The sequence below is a fragment of the Novilysobacter selenitireducens genome (genome assembly GCF_020026895.1).
In the GTDB taxonomy this organism is placed as follows: domain Bacteria; phylum Pseudomonadota; class Gammaproteobacteria; order Xanthomonadales; family Xanthomonadaceae; genus Lysobacter_C; species Lysobacter_C selenitireducens.
In genome coordinates this window covers 103,097-123,476 of the sequence record NZ_JAINZW010000003.1, presented here as the reverse complement: position 1 = coordinate 123,476, position 20,380 = coordinate 103,097, and the positions used below count along the sequence as shown (strand labels likewise).

Genomic DNA, 20,380 nt, shown 5'->3' with positions numbered 1-20,380 from the left:
GATGCCGACCGAACCTCGAGACAACCGGAACGACGCGCCGCCGCCCCCCAACGGCGACGCGCCCGCGGCCGCTCCAGCCGCCTCGCCGACGCGCCGGATCGTGCAGGTGACACTCGGCGTGCTGGTGGCCCTGTTCGTCTACCACCTGTTCGCGGACCGGTTCACGCCGTACACGTCCCAGGCCACGGTGGATACGTTCCTGGTGCAGATCGCGCCGGAGGTCAGCGGGCCGGTGGTGACGGTGGGCGTGCGCGACAACCGGTCGGTGAAGAAAGGCCAGCTGCTGTTCCGCATCGACGCCTCGCCGTTCGAGATCGCACTGCGCTCGGCCGAGGCCAACCTGGCCGTGGCGACGCAGGGTGCGGATGCGTCGGCCGCGGACGTGCGCGTCGCCGATGCGCAGCTGCGGCGGCAACGGGTGGACCTGGCAGCGAGCCAGGAGCTGGGCAAGATCGTGCTGGACCTGTCAGCCAAGCGCGCGTTGTCGGAGACCTCCGCGATCCGCGCGCGTGCCGACATCGACAAGACCCGGGCGGACATCACCCGCGCCGAAGCCGAGGCCGAGCGTGCGCGCATCCGCCTGGGCGGGCCCGGCGACGCCAACCCGCAGGTGCGGCAGGCGCGGGTCGCCGTCGAACAGGCACGGCTCGACCTGGCCAACACCCGCGTGGTGGCGCCGGCAAACGGCGTGGTCACCAACCTGCGCCTGGCGCCCGGCCAGTTCGCCAACCGCGGCCAGCCCGTGCTCAGCTTCATCGCCGACGGGCCGCGCTGGGTGACGGCGGCGATGCGCGAGAACCAGCTGGGCAACATCAAGGCCGGCAACCGCGCCTACGTTGTCTTCGACGACCACCCCGGCGAGGTGTTCCCCGCACGCGTGGACAGCATCGGCTGGGGCATCGCGCAGGGGGGCGAGGCGCCCACCGGCCAGCTGCCCGATGTCAGCGCGCCGACCGGGTGGCTGCGCGAGCCGCAGCGCTTCCCGCTGCGCATCGTGCTGGACCCGCCCGAGGATGAGTCGCGTCGCCTGCCCGCCGGGCGCAGCGGCGCACAGGCGAACGTGGTGGTCCTCACCCGCGAGCGCTCGCTGATGAACCCGCTTGCGCGTATCTGGATCTGGATGGTGGCCAAGCTGAGTTTCCTGCAATGAGCCCGCATCCCGCCGCAACGTCCTTCGACGCGCAGGCCCAGGCCCGGTTGCACGGCGCCCTGCGTTTCGCAGCCGGCGTCACGGCGGCGTTCGTCGGGTGCGAGGTGCTCCAGCTGGATCCGACGTTCCTCGCGCCCGTCCTGGCCGCCGCGCTACTCGCCAACCTGCCGATGCGTCCGCCATTGAAGCTGGGCGTGGTGCTGGTGCTCGCGATGGCGGCCGCGGCCACCTTTGCATTCGTGTCCGCATCGCTGCTTCGAACGACCCCCCTGGTGCTGTTCCTGCTGCTGTCGCTGTGCATGCTGATGGCGTTCCACGCGATGCTCGGTGCGCGCTCGCGGTTGCCCTTCATCCTGCTGCTGATCTGCCTGGCCACCATTCCGGTGGTCGTGCTGGTCGCGCCTGCGCAGGCCGGCCTGTTTCCCCGGGCCATGGTCCGCGGCATCGCCATCGCGCTGGTGGTGACATGGGCGGTCTACGCCATATGGCCGCGCGTGCTGCCGCCGTCGGCACCACCCGTCGCGCCACCGCTGGCCGCCACCCCGCTCGCGCTGGCGCTGATGTCCACCGCGGTGGTCGTTCCGCTGATGCTGGTGTTCCTGCTGTTCGGGCTCACGGACATCTTCCCGGTCATGCTGGGGACCGTGATCCTGGTGATCAACTTCGACCTCCAGCGCAGCCGCGCCCAGGCGGTGGGCCTGATCCTGGGCAACGTGGGCGGCGGCCTGCTCGGGCTGCTGATCCATGGCGTCGTGCTGGCGATGCCCAACCTCGTGGTCCTCACCCTGCTGCTGTTCGCCGTGCTGCTGGGACTGGGCCAGCGCGTCGCCGCCGGGGGCAACGCGTCGGCCATTGCGGTGGTCGCCTGCAACGCCATGCTGATCATCCTGGGCTCGGCGATCGCGTCGGGTTCCGGCTCGCTGTCGCTGTGGATGGCCCGCCTGTTCCAGTTCGCGCTGGCCGGCGCGTTCGCCGTCGGAATGATGAGCCTGATGTGGCCCATGGCCGTGGCGCGGCAACCGTCGCCGCCCGCTCCACCACTGCCCCGCTAGACCTGCATTGCCTCCGCGGCGGGGGCGATCGATCCGCAACCAACCAAGGGTGCCCCCATGGCCACGACACACGATGAAACCTTCCTGCCGGCATCCGCCGAAGCGCCGTCCAACCGGCAACGGCTGTTCATGCGCTACTTCACCGCGATCCTGATCGACCTGGTGATCCTGAACCTGTTCGTGGAGTACACGGACAAGGTCTTCGTCGATTCCTTCTCGATATCGATCCTCGCCGCGGTGCTGCTGCAGGTGCTGCTCAAGTTGACCATCGCGGTCGAGCATCGCGTCGCCGCGTTCTTCAAGGCCAGGCCCGGCGGTTTCATGAAGTTCCTGCGCTACCTCAGCGCCTGGCTGGTGCTGTTCGGATCGAAGTTCGTGATCCTCGAAGCCATCGTGCTCGCCTTTGGCGACAGCGTCCGGTTCGAAGGACGCTTCCACGGGCTGCTGACGCTGATCGTGGTGGTGGTGGTGATGCTCCTCGTCGAGGAACTGGTCGTCCGGTTCTACCGCCGGCTGGGCTGACATCCGCTACGGCAAGGGGGCTCCCGGCCCGGACTGCGCGCGGCGCGCCACGTTGGCCTTGACCACGTCGATCACCGCCGCGGTCATCACCGAGGTGGAGACGCCGAACATCAATATGCCGTTGGCGGCCTCCAGCGGCCCCAGCGTCCGCCACCGCTCCGACATCACGATGTCGCCGTAGCCGAGCGTCGCAAAGTTGACGCCGGAGTGGTATAGCGCGGTGTGGAAGTCGTCGAACTCCCCCAGCATCAGGAACAGCACCGCCCACACCGCCATCTGTACAAAGTTTCCCAGCAAAGTCACCAGCATCACCGTCGACAGCACGACGATGTCGACCCAGGCAGAGCCGGTTGTCGGGTAACGCACCTTGAAGCCGGCGTACTGGCGCAGGGCCACCGTCACGAAGACGCCCTGGAGCAGCAGGCACAGGATCAGCACGGGCAGGCCGACCAGCAGGTTATGGAGCATCAGCGGACCGCCTTTCCGGACCCGTGGCGCGCGCCGCCCGTCGGGCAATCGCGCTCATGCCGGCGCACGGCATTGCTTGCGACGTGGCGACGTCCGCGTCGTGTCGATCGTGCGTGTTGCCTCGCACGTGGAGACCGGCTCCTCATGGCACCTCCTGTGTGGTCGACGAGGCGAAATCCGGACACGCGCCCGAGCGTCGTAGCGCACTAGGCAACGCGGGACGGCACCGTTGGCGGACAGCCGGGTTCCACCTGACCGACGGACGGCTGCCGGGCCCTAGTCGCGGTCCGGCACGCCGACGGTAGCGCGATCCGGCGCCCGTGGATTACCGCATGTCCCAAGGGGCAGCACGACGCACCCCAATGCCCAATTTCCTGCACGTGCACGCAGCGTGAGTATCACGGACGTCGACCCTGCCGGATGTCCGTGCGCGCGGTCGAAACCTCGTCCACGCACACCGGCGGACGGGCACCGAACCGTTGAGGACCCACCGGCATGAAGACTTCCAGCGACTCCCACCCGGCGACCCTGTCGCACGTGTTTTCGTTCGCATCGGAGCGCACCGACCAGTGGCGCCAACTGAATGCTCAGGCGCGCGCGTGGGCGGCGGCCAGCGACAAGGACGCGCCGTCGCACAAGCGCAAGTGCGACGAATACCTGGGCGCGCTGCGCGAGCTGGAGCATTACTGGGCGTTTCCGGGTCCCCGGCTGATGGAGGCCCTCTCCACGGCACTGGAAGACCAGGACGCGGAGGCATTCGCCCACTTGGCGCAGAGTGCGTCCGCCGCATTGCTGTCGGGCGACTTCCGGCGGTCGGAAAACGTATGGAACACCGACAACGACGGTGACGGACGGGCACTGGATGCGCTGCCCCCGGACATGCTCTCCGGCGCGGCCGCCAAGCCGTACTTCGAGGTGCTGGTGGTCACGCCGGTGCAATCCACGCATTGGGCGCGCTCGCGCGAGGAAATCGCCCGCATGCGCCGCGAGGAAGATCCGTTCAAGTACACCGTGGTGCAGGTCGCCAGCTTCGAGGATGCACTGCTGGCCACCCTGCTCAACGGCAACCTGCAGGCCGTGGTGCTGCTGGACGGCTTCAGCTTTGCGTCGCGGCAGGACATTCCCGGCATGCACGAGTACATCCGCCGGCATATCGACCTGGACCCCGACAACATCGAACCCGGTGCGCTGGCCACCACGCTGGCCCAGTCCATCAAGCGCATCCGGCCCGAGCTGGACCTGTACTTGCTCACCGACCGGGCGGCGGAAACCCTGGCCGGCAGCGAGCAGGCCCGGGGTATCCGCCGAGTCTTCCACCACGTCGAGGAGCCGATGGAGCTGCACCTGTCGATCCTGGACGGCATCAGCGACCGCTTCGAGACCCCCTACTTCGACAACCTCAAGAAGTACGCCAGGCGCCCCATCGGCACGTTCCATGCGCTGCCGATCGCGCGCGGCAAGTCGGTGTTCTCGTCCAACTGGATCCGGGACATGGGCGAGTTCTACGGGACCAACATCCTGTACGCGGAGTCCTCCGCTACGACGGGCGGGCTCGACAGCCTGCTCGAGCCGACCGGCAACATCAAACGCGTGCAGGAGGCGATCGCCCGTGCATTCGGCGCCAAGCGCGCGTACCTGGGCACCAACGGCACCTCGACCTCTAACAAGATCGTGGTGCAGGCGATCTGCAAGCCCGGCGACATCGTCATCGTCGACCGGAACTGCCACAAATCGCACCATTACGGTTTCGTCCTCAGCGGCGCCCAGCCCTACTACGTCGAGGCGTTCCCCCTGACGCAGTACTCGATGTACGGGGCGGTGCCGCTGCGGACGATCAAGCAGGCGCTGTTCGACTGCAAGGCGGAGGGCACGCTCGACCGGGTGAAGGTCATCGACATGACCAACTGCACCTTCGACGGGCACATGTACAACCCGCGCCGGGTGATGGAGGAGTGCCTGGCCATCAAGCCCGACCTCGTTTTCCTCTGGGACGAGGCGTGGTTCGGCTTCGCCGTGTTCAACCCGCTGCATCGCCGGCGCACCGCGATGGGCGCCGCGGCGGCCCTGACCGAGCGCTACCGCAGCAAGGCCTACCGCGCCGAGTACGAGGCCTGGCGCGAGAAGCATCCGGACCTCGACCCGAGCGACGCCAGCCTGCTGGATGCACGCCTGATGCCGGACCCGGACAAGGTCAGGATCCGCGTGTACCAGACGCATTCGACGCACAAGTCGATGTCGGCGTTCCGGCAGGGGTCGATGATGCTGATCTGGGACGAGGACTTCCGCCATGTCGAAGGCCCGTTCGAGGAGGCCTTCTTCGCCCACACCTCGACGTCGCCCAACCTGCAGCTGATCGCATCGCTGGACATCGCGCGCCGCCAGATGGAGCTGGAAGGCTATGCACTGACGGTGCAGGCCACCGACCTGTCGCTGCGGCTGCGACGCGCCATCAACGACCACCCGCTGATCTCCAAGTACTTCCACGTCGCGACACCCGAGGACATGATCCCCGCGGAGTTCAGGGAGTCGGGCATCAAGGATTACGGCCCGCCGCACTCCAGCTGGGCCGAGGTCGCCGACGCGTGGGACCAGGACGAGTTCGCGCTCGATCCCACGCGCATGACGCTGGTGTGCGGAGCGGCCGGCTTCGACGGGACGCAGCTCAAGGGCCTGCTGGCCGAGCGCTTCGACATCCAGATCAACAAGACCTCGCGCAACAGCATCCTGGTCCAGATCAACATCAACAACACCCGCAGCGATGCGTCGCTGCTCGTCAAGGCGCTCGCGGACCTGTCGCGCGAGATCGACCAGCGCCAGGAGCACGGGACGGCAGCCGAATGCGACGTCTTCGCCGCCCGGGTCAAGTCACTGGTCACCGACGTGCCGGACCTCCCGAACTTCAGCCGTTTCCACGACGCGTTCCGGGACAACTCCGCATCGCGGAGCAACGAGGGCCACATGCGGCCCGCGTTCTTCATGGCCTACGACGAGAGCAACTGCGAGTTCGTGAAGCTTGCCAGCGACGAAGTCGACAAGCGCCTCAAGGATGGCCCCGAGATGGTTTCGGCGAATTTCGTCATCCCCTACCCGCCGGGCTTCCCGATCATGGTCCCGGGGCAGGTGATCCAGGCCGACACCATCACCTACATGCGCAAGCTGGACGTCAAGGAGATCCACGGCTACCACGCCGCGCAGGGCATCAAGTTGCTCAAGCCGTCCGCACTCGCCGGCCATCGGCCCGGTACCGACCGTTGACTGACGCACGCACGCCCTAGGAGCCGCCGTCATGCAGACGTTCTTCCAATTCCTTCTGGACAACCCCTACATCCTGCTGTTCTTCACGGTGGGCATGGCCGTCTGGGTCGGCAAGTTCTCGGTCAAGGGCTACGGCCTGGGCATGGTGGCGGCGGCAGTGGTCGTCGGTGCGGCGCTCGCCACCTGGGCGTCCACGTACGGCGTCAAGCTGCAGCTGGACAACTTCGCCAAGTCGCTCTTCTATTACCTCTTCATGTACGGCGTCGGGCTTCGCGTCGGCCCGGCGTTCTTCAACAGCCTGAAGAAGGACGGCATCACCTTCACCGTCCTGGCGGTCGTCTGCGCGTTCCTTGGCCTGGCGCTGGTGGTGCTGATGGCCAAGCTTCTCGCGCTTCCGCCGGGTGCGGCCGGCGGCATCCTGGCCGGTTCCCAGACCATGTCCGCGGCGATCGGCACCGCCGAAATGGCCGTCGAACAGGGCGCTTACGAGATACCGGCCGGCGCGACCGTCGAGTCGGTGAGCGCGATGATCGCGCTGGGTTACGGCGTGACCTACATCTGGGGCACGGTCGGCATCATCCTGATCTGCAAGTACCTGCCGCGCTGGTGGGGCATCGACGCCAGGGCGGCCGCCCTCCAGTACGAGGCTGAGCACGGCGTGAAGAACGTCGACGACGCCGGCATGACCGGCTATCGCGCCTCAGGCCTCCGCGCCTATCGCCTGGATAACCCCCAGGTGGCAGGCCAGAGCATCCACCAGTTCCGCCAGGCGCATCCCGAATACCGGGTCGTCAATGTGGTGCGCGGTGAGGAAACACTCGGCGCCGACCCCGGAATCGTGCTGCAGCAAGGCGACATGATTGCGCTGGGCGGGCGGCTGGACTCGCTGACGTCCAACCTGGGCCTGATCGGCACCGAGGTGCCGGATGCCAAGGTGCTCAACATCCCGCTGGACCAGGCCGAGATCCTGGTCACGGAGAAGGAAGCGGACGGCAAGGTGCTGAAGACCTTCGCCAAGGAAGACTTCGCTGGCCATCTGCAGATCACGCGCATCGAGCGCGCCGGCGAGCCGATCCCGCTGGGTACGGAGACGGAACTCAAGCGCTTCGACGTGATGTACGTCGCCGGCCTCAAGGGCACGATCGACATGCTGGCCGACAAGCTGGGCAAGATCGCGCGCCCGAGCACGACGACCGACCTGCTGACGCTGTCGGCGGGCATGGTGCTGGGCCTGCTGATCGGCAAGATCGAAGTGCCAGTGGGCGACTTCTCGGTGGGTCTGGGCAACGCCGGTGGCCTACTGCTGTCGGGCATCCTGGTGTCGTCCCTGGTCTCGCGGCTGCGCTTCTTCGGCAGCACGCCCAACGCCGCGCGCAACATCCTCGAGGACCTGGGCCTGGTGACCTTCATCGCCATCGTGGGCATCAACGCCGGCGCGACGCTGCTCGAGCAGCTCACCGGCGCGATCGCGGTGAAGATCTTCCTCGCCGGTTTCGTCGCCAGCACGATCCCACCGTTCGTGACCTGGGCCATCGGCCTGTACGTGTTCAAGATCAACCCGGCGGTGCTGATGGGCGGCATCGCCGGTTCACGGTCCCACTCGGGTCCCGCGCGCGAAGCCGCCAAGGAAACCGGCACCAGCGTGCCGTGGGTCGGCTTCCCGGTGGGTTACGCCGTCTCGGGCGTGCTCTACACGGTGTTCGGTTACTTCGCGATGGTGCTGTCGCAATAGCCGCGCGCCAGGAGGATGGGCATGAACCCGCTACGGATACATCGATGCACCGCGCTGGCAACGGCTGCGTGCCTGCTGGGGTTGTCGACGCCACTGTCGACCCTGGCGCAGTCGACGACGGCCGCAGGCACGCCCACCACGCAGGACGAAGACACCGAGACTGGCGAGCCGTCTTCGACCGAGCAGGGCCAAACGCCGCTGGACGAGAGCTTCGGCCCGCGCAGCCACGACGCCTGGGTACGCGAGACGCGCCGCAAGGCCTGGGAGGACACCAAGTGGGCGGTGCAGTTGCGCACCTACTACCTGGACCGCGACAAGTACGACGACACCCAGAGCGAGGCCTGGGCGCTGGGCGGCTCGGTCGGCTTCAAGACGGGCTATTTCCGTGAGCGCTTTTCCATCGGCTCGACGCTGTACACGTCGCAGGAGCTGCATGGCCCGGAGGACAAGGACGGCTCGCTGCTGCTGGCACCCGGCCAGGAGGGCTACACGGTGCTGGGCGAGCTGTACGGCGAGTTCCTGTTCACCCAGGACGTGCGGATGACGCTTGGCGCACGCGGGTTCGATACGCCGTACATCAACCGCAACGACAGCCGCATGACCCCGAACACCTTCCTGGCGGGCGTGGTGCAGGGCCTCCACAACGACGAGACCAGCGGCGGTGAATGGCGCTGGGGCGCGGGCTACTTCGACAAGATCAAGGAGCGCAACGACGACGAGTTCGTGTCGATGTCCGAGGACGCGGGCGCCGACATCGAGCGTGGCGTGTTCGCGGGCGGCCTCAACTACAAGCGCAACGACTTCTCCATTGGTGCGATCAACTACTGGAGCAGCGACATCATCAACATCTTCTACACCGAGGCGAAGTACGCCATCCCGATCAGCGACACCATGAAGCTGCGCATGGCCGCGCAGTTCTCCGACCAGCAGAGCGTCGGCGATGCGGCCCTGACGGGCGAGGAGTTCTCGGCGCACCAGTGGGGCGCCAAGACCGAACTGGTTATCGGCCCCGCGCTGTTAACGGTTGCCTATACCAGCGCCGACGGCGACGCCAACATGCAGAACCCGTGGAGCGGCTACCCCGGCTACACCAGCGTGCAGGTGGAGGACTTCAACCGCGATGGCGAGGATGCCTGGATGTTCCGCGCCGGCTACGACCTGCAGGCGATCAAGGGCCTGAGCCTGTACGCGCTGTACGTGGACGGCGACACGCCTGATTCGCCGACCCAGTTCGGCCGCAGCGAGACCGACTTCAACGTGCAGTGGGTGCCGCCGGATGGCCCGTTGAAGGGATTGATGGCGCGCGTACGGTACGCGGAGGTAGAGACGGAAGACCCCGCCGACAGCGACCTGACGGACCTGCGGGTGATGGTCTATTACGACGTCCAGCTGTAATCGGGCACGCCACCGTCGGGTGACGGTGGCCGGTGGCCGGGCGCACCGCGGACAGCGGCGCTGCCCGCCATCGCAGCCCTCGACCGCATCGTCGCTGGCCCACGCGTACTGAAGCTTCTAAGCCGATACACGGCACACATCGACGAGGTCGACATGGGTCTGGATTCGATTCCCCTCTGGATCTTCTTCGTCGGCACGATCGTCATCGTGATGACCTTCATCGAGGTCGGCTACGCGCTGGGAAAGGCGGCGCATCGTAAGTCGTCGGAAGAGAAGGAGACACCCGTCTCGGGCGTATCCGGCGCCGTCCTCGGACTGGCGGCGTTCCTCATGGCGTTTACGTTCGCGTTGGTCGCCGAACGCTATGACGCACGAAAGGGACTGGTGCGCGAGGATGCGAACGCGATACGCACCGCGTACCTGAGGTCCGCCTTCCTTCCCGAGCCCGAACGCTCGAACAGCCGCCGGCTGCTTGGTTCGTACCTGGACAGCCGCCTCGCGTTCGCCCGTATGGACTCCCGCCAACTCCAGGATGTAGGGCCGCTGCTGGCAGGCACCGACCGCATGCAACGGCAATTGTGGGACGCCGCCGTGGCCAACGCCGGGCGGGACATGAACTCGGATGTCGCGGCGCTCTACATCGAGTCGCTCAACGACATGTTCGCCGTGCACACCTCCAGGCTGGCCATCGGCGTGCGTACCCGGATTCCGATCGGCATCTGGGTGGTGCTCTACAGCCTGACGATCCTGGGCATGATCAGCATGGGCTACCACGCGGGTATCGCAGGCTCGAAGCGCTCCAAGGCGACATGGATCGTCGCGATCGCCTTCGGCATGGTGATCGTGCTGATCGCGTCGCTCGATCGACCCGGTGGCTTCATCAAGGTGACGCAGCAGCCGCTGGTCGATCTCCAGGCCTTCATGGCGGCCGAGCGCGGACGCGGCGCACCCCCACCCTAGGGACGACGGGTCGCTCCGCCAGCGCATGCCGGTGGCCGCTGCGGGCATCACCCGGTTGGACCATGCGCCGCCGGTCCGCAAGGGTGCGTGCAGCGATGGGCCGATGTGGGAATCCGGGACGATGCAATGGCAGCGCGCATGGCGCTGCCCGCACCAGCCCGCTAGCGCAGCTTGAAGACGCCCGGGCGCCAGCCGGCAGCCACGTAGCTGCGCCTGGTCGATGCGTAGCCCGTGCTGGAGCCATAGCCCAAGCCCTTGCCGCTGCCGGCCTCACGGGCGCGCCGGCGGTGCATCCGGTCCTGCAGCTCCTCACGCCGCGCGGCCAGCCAGTCGGCACGGCCAACGGCTTCGGGCGACAGTCCACGGCGCTCGGCCTCGCGCTGGCGGTAGTCGCAGAAATCGTCGTAGGCATCGATCTCATGGTGGAGCTCGCGCGCGCACAGCTCGATCATGATCGCGTCATCGAGGAAGCCAAGCACGGGCACGTGGTCGCCGATCGCATCGGCGGGCGCCAGGAAGTAGGCCAGCGCCCAGCGCACATGCCCGGCATCCTCCTCCGACAGGGCCCAGCCCTCGTCACGCAGCATCGCGATGAGGTCGTCCAGCAGCAGCAAGCGCTCCGTCACGAAGGCCGGTGGATCGCTCTTGCGTGCCGTCTCCAGAAGCGTCACCGCGCCGTCGATGATTTCCTGGTTGCTCTTGTCGCCCGCCGCCTTCCTGGCCAGCTCGATCGCACGGTTGAAGTGCTCGAGGTCCCGGTCGGACAGGTCGATATTGATGGTCAATGGCATGACACGCTCCATGGCTGGCGGAAATGGCCTATGGCACACGATTCGTCCGCCTGCGGCTCGTGCGCGTGTGGAACCGGTACCAACGGAAAACGGTGGCTGCAGGTGACAGGCACGCCGGTGACGTCGCGCACGCCTGACGGCCGGGTCACGTTGAGGGGAGTAGGCATGCGGTCACGCCCCCGGGCCCGGCACCACGGGCACCACGGGCACCACGGGTGCCACCGGCGTCACCGACGCACCGTCCGGAGACCGGTGCTCGACCCACTCCCAGAACAGCTCGTACCCGACCCCCAGGACCACGGGCCCGATGAAGAGTCCGATGACCCCGCCCGTGACCATGCCGCCCAGTGCACCCAGCAGGATCACCGGCATCGGCACGCTCAATCCGCGACCCAGCAACAGCGGCTTGAGCACGTTGTCGACCAGCCCGGCGAGGAAGACATAGATCGAGAATGTGATGGTGGCGGCGTTCGCGCCCTGGGTTGCGATGACGAACGCGATCACGGGCACCGTGATCAGCGTCGCAGGCAGTTGCATGATGCCGAACAGCAACACGGCCAGGGCCAGCAGGCCTGCCCCGGGCACACCCATCAGCACGAAGCCCAGCCCGACCAGCACCATCTGGATGAAGGCGATGCCGACCACGCCTTGCGCGACCGCACGGATCGTGGCCGTGCACAGTTCGGCGATGTGCTGGCCCCGCTGGCGGCCGAACAGGCGTGATGCGATCTGCACCGCGCTGCGAGCGCCCGCTTCGCCGTACGCCATGAAGATGCCGGCCAGGATGAGCGCGACGATGAAGATCAGCAGCCCGACGCCGAGACCGGCCAGCTGCCGCAGCATCGCGAGCACGGCCGCTTTCAGTTGTGGCGCGAACTGCTGCGTCATCCCGGCCGGGTCGGTGGCGGCCCTCTCCCACGAGGCGTGCAGCCGGCCGCCCACCAGCGGCCAGTCGGCCACCGACGCCGGTGGTGGCGGCACATGGAAGGTTCCGCTTTTCACCGTCGCCGACGCAGCCTGTACCGACTCGGCGATCGATGCCCCCAGCAGGTAGACGGGGACCAGGAGCACGGCGATGGAGAACACGACGATGAGCGATGCCACCGTACTGTCCCCCGAGCCCAGGCGGTGCTTGAGCTTGCGGTGCAATGGATAGAGCGTGACCGCGAGGATCAGCGACCACAGCATGAGATCCAGGAAGGGATGGAATATGCGGTAGCAGTAGACCACCAGCACCACGATGAGACCGGCGCGGATCAGCACGTCGAGCAGCGCGCGCGAAAGCGGCAATTCGGAACCCTGCGCAGTCAACATGCGGCAGTCCTCGCAGGCCGTCCAGGTGACCCGGTGCCGGCAAGCTTAGGCTCAATCCGAGGCCCGGATGACGCGTCTGCACCAATGGGCTCCGGGCACTTCCCCGAGGAACAAGTACGCTCGTTTCGCCGTTGCTTTACTGCATACGCCCCCGGAGTTGCCGGCGTGCGCGACGGGCATGGGGCGCAGCCACCCGACACCGGTTGCCGGCTTGATTCCGGGTGCTCACACGGGGCGTTTTGCTTGCCCCTAAGGACAATTCATTGCACTTCGCGCAAGTGGTGGAATGCCGCTGCACGGTGCCTGGACCGCTTGCGGGCGCCGCCTCAGCCGAGGGACCACGTCATGCGCACGCAACCCACCCGCCGCTACCCGAGTGCCGCCGCATCCTGCGCGCTGCTCCTCGTCGCCGCCATGGCCCCGGCTCCCGCCCAGGAAGTGACGGCCGAAGAAGACCTGGTCGTACTCGATACGCGCGGCGTCATCACGCCCGAGGCACAGGCCGTCCTGGACCGGATGACGGCCACCCTCAACGGCGTGAGCCGGTTTGAGGTCACGGCGCGGATCACGCGCGATGAAGTGTTGCCCTTCGGGTACAAACTGCAGAACAACGAAAACGCGCGCATGTGGGTCGAACGGCCCAATCGCCTCCGGCTGGAACTGGAAGGCGACATCAAGGACCGCACCTACGTGTACGACGGCGCGAAGGTGACGATGTTCGCGCCGGAGCTCAACGTCTACTCCTCGACCGCGGCACCGGCCACGCTTGGCGAGCTGGTGACGGTCCTGCTCGATGCCGGCGTCGAGATGCCCCTGATCGACATGCTGTACCACGGCAACGCCGGCAGCCTGACCGAGGACGTCAGGGTGGGCCTGCTGGTCGGCGAAACCGAGATCGACGGTGTTGCCACCGACCACCTCGCCTTCCGGCAGCCCAATGTCGACTGGCAGCTCTGGGTGCAGAAGGGTGCGCAGGCCCTGCCGCGCAAACTGCTGATCACCACGCGCTATGCAGTGGGCGAACCCCAGTACCAGGCCGTCATGGCCTGGGACCTGACGCCGAGCATCAACGCGAAGTCGTTCACGTTCACGCCGCCCGAAAGCGCCACCGAGATCCCGTACCGGACCCAGCTTGTCGCAAGCGGAGGCACCCCATGAACACCCAATGCGCGCTTGTCGACGCCACGTTCGGGCGTCGTGCGTCCCTGCGTACGAAGATGCTGGCGGTCGCCTGCCTCCTGGGCGCTGCGGCCATGGCCGTGCCCGACGTGTCGGCCCGCGGCGGACGCGGTGGCGGCGGGCGGGGCGGCGGCGGCATGGCACGCAGCTCCGTGAGCGGTGCCTCCATGGGGCGGAGCATGTCCGCCCCCAGTCGCGCCAGCGCCGGCAACCGCATGAGCAGCAGCAGCAGCCGACCCAGTGGTGGCTCGCGCATGGATACCGGCAGCCGGGCCAGTGCAGGCAATCGCACGGATGCAGGAAGGCCGCCGGGGAGCAGCGGCCGCGTCGATGCTGGAAACCGCGTAGGCAGCGGAGACCGCACGGCCGCGGCGGACCGCGTCGGTTCGGGCGAGCGCGGCTCCGGAGACCGCATCAACAGCGGCGATATCAACACCGGTGACCGCGTCAGGGACCGGGACACCGACATCGACATCGACCGCGGCGACGTCAACATCGATGTCGACGGCGATTTCGACGGCGGTTGGAACGGCGGCTGGTACGGCGCGCGTTATCCCATAGCCGCCGGCATGGCGGTGGGCGCGGCGATCGCGATCGGTGCCTCGTACTACTCGTTGCCACCGGGCTGCCCGCTCGTCAACACCTATGCCACGCCCTACTACTACTGCGGTGGGTACTACTACCAGCAGCAGATGCAGGGCGACGACGTCGTCTACATCGTGGTCGAGCCCTAGGCGAACCGACTTGCGCCGCCGCGGGCCAGCCCCCCTCCCCTCAAGGCTCGTGGCGGCGCCCCCATGCAAAGCACCCGGCTCCCGATGCAGCAAACGCTTTGCGCATCGACAGCCACGGCTGAAAGGGCCGGCCATGCGGTGGCGTGGAGGATGGCCCGTCGTGAGCGTCGAATGCATCCGCGGTGCCCTGCACCCACAAGTGTGCCCGAGCCGGGACGCCACACGCGCGGAGGGACGACGTCCCCGTGGGTGGCGCTGCTGGCAACGTGCGTCCTGGTCTGCAATGGCGCTGCGCGCGCGGAATCGCTGCCCACGGACCGCCCGCTCGAATCCTGCGGCGTGCGCCTGGCCGGCGACACGCGGCCGCGTGTCGGCCTGGCCCTGGGCGGTGGCGGCGCACGCGGCATCGCGCATGTCAGCGTGCTGCGTGTGCTGGAAGAGCGCGGCGTCAGCGTCGACTGCATCGCCGGCACCAGCATGGGCGCGCTGGTGGGCGGCCTCTACGCAGCCGGCACGAGCGTGGATGAAATGGAACACCTGGTCCTTTCGACGGACTGGAAGCGGCTGTTCGACGACTCGCAGGCGCGGCCCGAGCGGTCGTTCCGACGCAAGCAGGACGATCGCGATGGACTGGCCACGGTGGGCGTCGGCATCGGCCGTGGGCGCGTCCGCCTCTCCCCCGGCCTGCTGCAGGGCCAACGCATCCTGGCGATGCTGGAGCGCTCGACGCTGCACGTCAGCACGATCGACGACTTCGACCGCTTGCCGATCCCCTTCCGCGCCGTCGCCACCGACCTCAACACCGGGGAGGCCGTCGTGCTCGGGCACGGCAGCCTGGCAATGGCGATGCGCGCCAGCATGTCGCTCCCGGGGATATTCCAGCCCGTTGAAGTCGACGGGCAGGTCCTGCTGGACGGCGGCCTGGCCAACCAGGTCCCCATCGACGTGGTGCGCGCCATGGGTGCGGAGCGGGTGATCGCTGTCGACGTGGGCACCCCGCTGGCACCACTCGACGAGGATGCCTCCGTGCTGGCCGTGGTGTCGCAACTCACCGGCATGATGACGACCGGCAACACGAAGCGGCAGTTGTCGTCGCTGCGGGAGGGCGATGTCCTCATCACCCCCGAGTTGCGCGACACCGTCGCCACCGGCGACTTCAACAAGGCCCGCGAAGCCCTGGCCATCGGTGCGGAAGCGGGCGCCGCCGCCCGTGAGCGGCTGGCGCACCTGGCGTACCCGGCTCAGCCACAGGCCGCCCGCCACGTTGCATTTGCCGACGAACCCGGCGTGATCCACTTCGTGCGGATCGACAACCAGACCGACTACTCCGACGACTTCCTTCTTTCCTACGCGGGGATCCCGACGGGCGTTCCGCTGGATCCCGCGTTGGCCGAGGAAGCCGTGGTCCGCGTCTACGGACTGGGGACGTTGTCCAGCTTCAGCTACGAGGTGGTGCGCGAGCAGGAGCAAACCGGTGTGGTGCTTCGGGCCCGGCCCAAGCCACAGGGCCCCAACTACCTGCAGCTGGGACTGAGCCTCAGCACGGACTTCGAGGGACGGTTCGAGAGCAACCTGCGTGCGGCGCTGCTGTTCTCGCCCCTCTCGCCGCGGGGTGCGGAAGGGCGAGTCACCGTGGCCATCGGCAGCGAGCCGGCGCTGCAGGGCGAGTACTACCACCCGGTGGGCGCATCCAACCGCAACTTCCTGTACGCGAAGGCCGGTTACGAGAATCCCGACATTCCCGTGTTCGATGCCGCGGGCAACAACACGGCGAACTACGACATCAAGACCCTCGGCGTTGAGTTCAAGGCGGTGCGCGAGTTCGGGAACCACGGGGCGATGTCGCTGGGCGTCCAGCGGGCGACGGGACGGGCGGAGGTCGAGGTCGGGGACCCGCAACTGGACGACTACGCGTTCGAGCACGGGAAGCTGTTCGCCAACGTCGTGGTCGATCGCCTCGACAGCCTGTTCTTCCCGCGCTCCGGCTACTACGCGATGGTGGGTTACGGGATATCGCGGGACTGGCTGGGCAGCGACAGCGACTTCGACCAGCTCGATTTCGACGCCCTGGTCGCACGCAGCTTCGACAACCACGCCCTGCAGCTGGGTGTGAGCTACCACTCCACCGTGTCGGGCACGCTGCCGGTGCAGAGCCGCTACCGGCTGGGAGGCCGCGGACGACTCGCCGGCTACCACTACAACGAACTGACCGGGCAGCACTACGCCCTGCTCATGGCCGGGTACACCTACCAGCTGGGCAGCTTCCTGGGACGGTCCGCCCAGGTGGGCGGCACGCTCGAGTACGGCAACGCCTGGGAACGGCGAGAGGACATGGGCGTCGACGACGGCGTACTCAACGCCAGCCTCTATGCAGGCTTCGATTCCTGGCTGGGCCCAATGCTGTTCGGTTTCGGTTGGCGCGAAGGCGGCGACGGCCTCGTCTTCCTCGAGATAGGACGCCCGCTATGACCTCATGCCGTGGCCCACCGACCGTGCGGCTGGATCGCGCCACCCGGCAACACGGCTGGCGCCGGCGCAGCCTGCGCGGCCCCTGTATGGCCCTACACACCCGCGATTCACGTTAGTTGGCTAGGCACACCGCAGCCTGCGGATGTGCATTGGAGGCTCCCATGTCGTCCCCAGCGCGTCTTTTGGCACCCCGTGCTCTCTCCCTGAGTCTGCTCTCCCTGAGTCTCCTCGCGCTCGCACCGGCCGCATGGGCGGTCGAGCCGTTGGACACTTTCTCCTTCCGGGCAGGCGGGTACATCAGCACGTTCGATTCGGAGCTCCGCGCCGACGGTGAAGCCAGCAACGGCACGCCGATCGACCTGGAGCGCGACCTCGATCTCGACCAGGACAACGCCATCGCATTTCTCAGCGCCACCTGGCGTCCGTTCGACCGGCATGAATTCGGACTGGCCTACTACCAGGACGACGTCAGTGCCTCGCGGCAGTTGCAGCGCGACATCGTGTTCGACGACACCGTGTACCCCGCGTCCGGCACGGTGCGCAGCGACTTCGACGTCAGTGCCTACGAGGCGAGCTACGTCTGGTGGGCGGCGTCCCACGAGCGCTGGGCGATGGGGCCGCGGCTGGGGCTGGTCTGGTACGACATCGAACTGAGCATCGCGCTGGAGCTGGATGTCGACGGCAACCAGACCGACGGGTCGGTCAGCGACAGTGTCTCGGCCGACCTGCCCGCGCCGTCCATTGGTGGTAGCTGGCGCTGGACGCCGGCGGACCAGTGGCGTGTCTCGGCGGACGCCGGTTATTTCGCCGCTGACGTCGGCGACATCGACGCCGACGTGTTGTTCGCACGCGGGGCGGTGGAGTGGTACCCGTGGGAACGCGTGGGCTTCTGGATCGACTACACCATCAGCGACATCGATGCGGAGGTCGATGACTCCCGGCTCGACGGCGATTTCAACTTCCGCGACAGCGGCGTGCGACTCGGCGTTGCCTACCGGTTTTGATCACGACCCGCTGGGCCAGGCCCGGTATGCCTGGTTCAGCGCAGGTCCGACCGTCGCTGCCTTACGAGCCGCGGAGCTTCAGGCTGTCACCCCTACCGCTGCTGGTCCCGCGCCGGCTGACGGGCCGACCACTCACGGACGATGGCCGCGATCGCCGCCACGCCATCGGTCAGCGCCGCCGGTCCAGGCTGCAGGATCAGCGGTGACTTCACTTCGTGCAGCTCACCGTCGCGGACGGCGGGAATCGCGTCCCAGCCCGGGCGCGCGGCAACCTTGCCGGGCTGGAACTTCTTGCCGCACCACGAGCCGATGACGATGTCCGGCGCGCGCCGCACCACCTCGTCGCCATCGGCGAGGATGCGCGCCCTGGCCAGCGGTTCGGCGGCGCGCTCCGGGAAGATGTCGTCGCCACCGGCGATGCGCACCAGTTCGGCCACCCACTGGATGCCGGTGATCAACGGCTCGTCCCATTCCTCGAAGTACACCTTGGGCCGTTGCGAAAGTCGCGCGGCCTCGGCGGCGATGGCATCGAGCCCGCGGCGCAATTCGTCGGCGTAGGCATTCGCGCGCTCGCCGGCGCCCACGAGCGCACCGAGGCGGCGGATGTAGTCCAGCGTCCCGTCCACGCTGCGGTGGTTGCTGATCCACACCTCCACGCCATGGCGGATGAGCTCGGCGGCGATGTCGGCCTGGATGTCGGAAAAGCCGATGACGAAGTCGGGCCGCAGCTCGAGGATCTGCCCGATCTTCGCGCTGGTGAAGGCACTGACCTTCGGCTTTTCCTTGCGCGCGCGCGGAGGCCGCACGGTGAAGCCGCTGATGCCGACGATGCGGTCGGCCTCGCCCAGTGCATACAGCGTCTCGGTGGGTTCCTCGGTCAGGCAGACGATGCGCCGGGGGCCGATGCTCACGGGTAGAGCATCCGCACCGACCATTCGCCCGCGACGTCGGATTCGTAGAGGTGGCGCTCGTGCAGGCGGTACTGCGCGCCGTACCAGAACTCGATGCGTTCGGGTCGCACGCGCAGGCCGGTCCAGCGCGCGGGGCGCGGGACGTCGCGGCCTTCGAATTCCTGCTCGACCTGCGCGATGCGCTCGGCGAAGCGCGAGGGCGGGTCCAGCGTCTCGGACTGCTTGGAGGCCCAGGCACCCACCTGGCTGCCGCGCGGGCGCGTGGCGAAATAGGCGTCGGCCTCCTCGTCGGAGACGATCTCCACCGCACCCTCGATGCGCACCTGCACGCCGCCTTCCACGCGCGGCCAGTGGAACAGCAGGGCCGCGTGGGGGTTGGCCTGCAGCTCGCGACCCTTGCGTCCGTCCAGGTGGGTGTAGAACACGAAGCCGCGCGCGTCGTGCGCCTTGAGCAGCACGGTGCGCGCCGACGGCCTTGCGTCGAGGCCGGCGGTGGCGACCACCATGGCGGTCGGGTCGGGCTCGCCGGCCGCGGCGGCTTCGGCGAAGAGGCGGTCGAACGTGGCCAGCGCTTCGGCCAGCAGGGCGGGCGGTGCGGGATTGGTCGTCATCGGCCTATTGTGTGCGCATGTCCGCGCCCCCGCACCCCTCCACCGGCTACGCGCCCGCATTCGTCCAGCGCGTCGACGACTGGATACGCCTGTCCGGCCATCGTGTCTGCGCCCTGGCCGGCCTGCAGGGCACGGGCAAGTCGACGCTCGGCGCGCAGCTGGCCGCGCAGGCCCGGTCGCGCGGCGAGCGCCTCGTGGTGCTGTCCATCGACGACTTCTACCTGGGCCGGCGCGAACGCCTGCAACTGGGCCGCACGGTCCACCCGCTGCTGGCCACGCGCGGGCCGCCGGGCACGCACGATGTCGCGCTCGCCTGCGAGGTGATCGACGATCTCGCCGCCGGTCGTGCCACGCGCCTGCCGCGTTTCGACAAGATCGCCGACCGGCGCCTGCCGCCCTCGCGCTGGCCGCGGGTATCGGCCGACCGTGTGCTGCTGGAGGGCTGGTTCCTGAAGGTGCCGCCGCAGACGCGCGGGCAGCTCGCCGAACCGCTCAATCCCTTGGAGCGACTGGACGACCCGGATGGCACGTGGCGCGCATGGTGCAACCGCGCGCTCGCCGAGGACTACCCCGTCCTGTGGCAGCGCCTGCCCTGGCTGCTGTTCCTGCAGGGTCCGGGCTTCGACACCGTCCCCACGTGGCGATGGCAGCAGGAGCAGACGCTGCAGGCTGCCAATCCGGGGCGCACCACGATGTCGCATTCGCAGGTCATGCGCTTCGTGCAATTCTTCGAGCGTGTGAGCAGGCATGCGCTGGCGACGCTGCCGGCCATCGCGCAGCGCACCGTCCGCCTGGATGCAGTGCGGCGGCCACTGGACTGAGCGGCCGCCGCG

Annotated in this window: 17 protein-coding genes; 12 read left to right on the top strand and 5 right to left on the bottom strand. The window is 68.0% G+C overall.

Annotated elements, in window-relative coordinates; genetic code table 11:
• The first annotated feature begins 1 nt into the window (after position 1).
• The 3 genes from K6753_RS07765 to K6753_RS07755 are packed head-to-tail and all read left to right on the top strand — an operon-like array spanning position 2 to position 2,724.
• On the top strand, positions 2-1,150 hold the full coding sequence (locus K6753_RS07765; RefSeq protein ID WP_223675885.1) for an HlyD family secretion protein: 1,149 nt from the start codon (positions 2-4) through the stop codon (positions 1,148-1,150).
• Positions 1,147-2,202, top strand: coding sequence for a DUF2955 domain-containing protein (locus tag K6753_RS07760; protein ID WP_223675883.1), 1,056 nt, complete (start codon positions 1,147-1,149; stop codon positions 2,200-2,202). The genes K6753_RS07765 and K6753_RS07760 overlap by 4 nt, the downstream gene beginning before the upstream one ends.
• Positions 2,203-2,259: 57 nt before the next feature.
• Positions 2,260-2,724, top strand: a complete 465-nt coding sequence (locus tag K6753_RS07755; protein WP_223675882.1) for a hypothetical protein — start codon at positions 2,260-2,262, stop codon at positions 2,722-2,724.
• Positions 2,725-2,730: 6 nt separating this feature from the next.
• On the opposite strand, the gene K6753_RS07750 is transcribed toward K6753_RS07755, so the two are convergent.
• Positions 2,731-3,192 carry an ion channel gene (locus tag K6753_RS07750; RefSeq protein ID WP_223675881.1) on the bottom strand — a complete coding sequence of 154 codons (462 nt, stop codon included), beginning with the start codon at positions 3,190-3,192 and terminating at the stop codon, positions 2,731-2,733.
• Between the two features lie 495 nt (positions 3,193-3,687).
• Between K6753_RS07750 and K6753_RS07745 the strand changes: the two genes are divergently transcribed.
• The 4 genes from K6753_RS07745 (at position 3,688) to K6753_RS07730 (ending at position 10,534) form a co-directional block, all read left to right on the top strand.
• The gene (locus K6753_RS07745; RefSeq protein WP_223675880.1) at positions 3,688-6,447 is read left to right on the top strand and encodes an aminotransferase class I/II-fold pyridoxal phosphate-dependent enzyme; all 2,760 of its coding nucleotides are present in this window, start codon (positions 3,688-3,690) and stop codon (positions 6,445-6,447) included.
• Between the two features lie 31 nt (positions 6,448-6,478).
• Entirely contained in the window at positions 6,479-8,179 is a 1,701-nt protein-coding gene (locus tag K6753_RS07740; RefSeq protein ID WP_223675879.1) for an aspartate:alanine exchanger family transporter, read from the top strand.
• 21 nt (positions 8,180-8,200) lie between these two features.
• A complete protein-coding gene (locus K6753_RS07735) occupies positions 8,201-9,574 on the top strand; it encodes an OprD family outer membrane porin (RefSeq protein ID WP_223675878.1) in 1,374 nt (457 codons plus the stop codon).
• 153 nt (positions 9,575-9,727) lie between these two features.
• The gene (locus K6753_RS07730) at positions 9,728-10,534 is read left to right on the top strand and encodes a bestrophin-like domain (RefSeq protein WP_223675877.1); all 807 of its coding nucleotides are present in this window, start codon (positions 9,728-9,730) and stop codon (positions 10,532-10,534) included.
• A 161-nt stretch (positions 10,535-10,695) separates the two neighbouring features.
• Here the strand turns inward: K6753_RS07730 and K6753_RS07725 are convergent, their stop codons facing one another.
• Complete coding sequence (locus K6753_RS07725) at positions 10,696-11,325, bottom strand: YkvA family protein (protein ID WP_223675876.1); 630 nt, start codon at positions 11,323-11,325, stop codon at positions 10,696-10,698.
• 171 nt (positions 11,326-11,496) lie between these two features.
• Positions 11,497-12,639: an AI-2E family transporter gene (locus tag K6753_RS07720; RefSeq protein WP_223675875.1), complete on the bottom strand. Its 1,143-nt coding sequence runs from the start codon at positions 12,637-12,639 to the stop codon at positions 11,497-11,499.
• A 345-nt stretch (positions 12,640-12,984) separates the two neighbouring features.
• Here K6753_RS07720 and K6753_RS07715 point away from each other — a divergent pair, with 345 nt between their 5' ends.
• The 4 genes from K6753_RS07715 to K6753_RS07700 all read left to right on the top strand — a co-directional run bounded on the left by K6753_RS07715 (position 12,985) and on the right by K6753_RS07700 (position 18,025).
• Entirely contained in the window at positions 12,985-13,797 is an 813-nt protein-coding gene (locus K6753_RS07715) for a DUF2092 domain-containing protein (protein ID WP_223675874.1), read from the top strand.
• On the top strand, positions 13,794-14,552 hold the full coding sequence (locus K6753_RS07710; protein WP_223675873.1) for a hypothetical protein: 759 nt from the start codon (positions 13,794-13,796) through the stop codon (positions 14,550-14,552). The genes K6753_RS07715 and K6753_RS07710 overlap by 4 nt, the downstream gene beginning before the upstream one ends.
• A 249-nt stretch (positions 14,553-14,801) precedes the next feature.
• Entirely contained in the window at positions 14,802-17,021 is a 2,220-nt protein-coding gene (locus K6753_RS07705) for a patatin-like phospholipase family protein (RefSeq protein WP_223675872.1), read from the top strand.
• 263 nt (positions 17,022-17,284) lie between these two features.
• Positions 17,285-18,025, top strand: a complete 741-nt coding sequence (locus K6753_RS07700; protein ID WP_223675871.1) for a hypothetical protein — start codon at positions 17,285-17,287, stop codon at positions 18,023-18,025.
• A gap of 92 nt (positions 18,026-18,117) precedes the next feature.
• Here the strand turns inward: K6753_RS07700 and K6753_RS07695 are convergent, their stop codons facing one another.
• The gene (locus K6753_RS07695) at positions 18,118-18,930 is read right to left on the bottom strand and encodes a cobalamin-binding protein (protein WP_223676139.1); all 813 of its coding nucleotides are present in this window, start codon (positions 18,928-18,930) and stop codon (positions 18,118-18,120) included.
• Between the two features lie 2 nt (positions 18,931-18,932).
• Positions 18,933-19,547, bottom strand: a complete 615-nt coding sequence (gene pdxH / locus K6753_RS07690) for a pyridoxamine 5'-phosphate oxidase (protein ID WP_223675870.1) — start codon at positions 19,545-19,547, stop codon at positions 18,933-18,935.
• Positions 19,548-19,564: 17 nt separating this feature from the next.
• Between pdxH and K6753_RS07685 the strand changes: the two genes are divergently transcribed.
• Complete coding sequence (locus K6753_RS07685) at positions 19,565-20,368, top strand: kinase (protein ID WP_223675869.1); 804 nt, start codon at positions 19,565-19,567, stop codon at positions 20,366-20,368.
• Positions 20,369-20,380: the final 12 nt, after the last annotated feature.

Bases quoted from the DNA above. Each gene is read 5' to 3' on its own strand.
- K6753_RS07765 (WP_223675885.1), top strand. From the start codon at position 2: ATGCCGACCGAACCTCGAGACAACCGGAACGACGCGCCGCCGCCCCCC.
- K6753_RS07760 (WP_223675883.1), top strand. From the start codon at position 1,147: ATGAGCCCGCATCCCGCCGCAACGTCCTTCGACGCGCAGGCCCAGGCC.
- K6753_RS07755 (WP_223675882.1), top strand. From the start codon at position 2,260: ATGGCCACGACACACGATGAAACCTTCCTGCCGGCATCCGCCGAAGCG.
- K6753_RS07750 (WP_223675881.1), bottom strand. From the start codon at position 3,192: ATGCTCCATAACCTGCTGGTCGGCCTGCCCGTGCTGATCCTGTGCCTG.
- K6753_RS07745 (WP_223675880.1), top strand. From the start codon at position 3,688: ATGAAGACTTCCAGCGACTCCCACCCGGCGACCCTGTCGCACGTGTTT.
- K6753_RS07740 (WP_223675879.1), top strand. From the start codon at position 6,479: ATGCAGACGTTCTTCCAATTCCTTCTGGACAACCCCTACATCCTGCTG.
- K6753_RS07735 (WP_223675878.1), top strand. From the start codon at position 8,201: ATGAACCCGCTACGGATACATCGATGCACCGCGCTGGCAACGGCTGCG.
- K6753_RS07730 (WP_223675877.1), top strand. From the start codon at position 9,728: ATGGGTCTGGATTCGATTCCCCTCTGGATCTTCTTCGTCGGCACGATC.
- K6753_RS07725 (WP_223675876.1), bottom strand. From the start codon at position 11,325: ATGCCATTGACCATCAATATCGACCTGTCCGACCGGGACCTCGAGCAC.
- K6753_RS07720 (WP_223675875.1), bottom strand. From the start codon at position 12,639: ATGTTGACTGCGCAGGGTTCCGAATTGCCGCTTTCGCGCGCGCTGCTC.
- K6753_RS07715 (WP_223675874.1), top strand. From the start codon at position 12,985: ATGCGCACGCAACCCACCCGCCGCTACCCGAGTGCCGCCGCATCCTGC.
- K6753_RS07710 (WP_223675873.1), top strand. From the start codon at position 13,794: ATGAACACCCAATGCGCGCTTGTCGACGCCACGTTCGGGCGTCGTGCG.
- pdxH (WP_223675870.1), bottom strand. From the start codon at position 19,547: ATGACGACCAATCCCGCACCGCCCGCCCTGCTGGCCGAAGCGCTGGCC.
- K6753_RS07685 (WP_223675869.1), top strand. From the start codon at position 19,565: ATGTCCGCGCCCCCGCACCCCTCCACCGGCTACGCGCCCGCATTCGTC.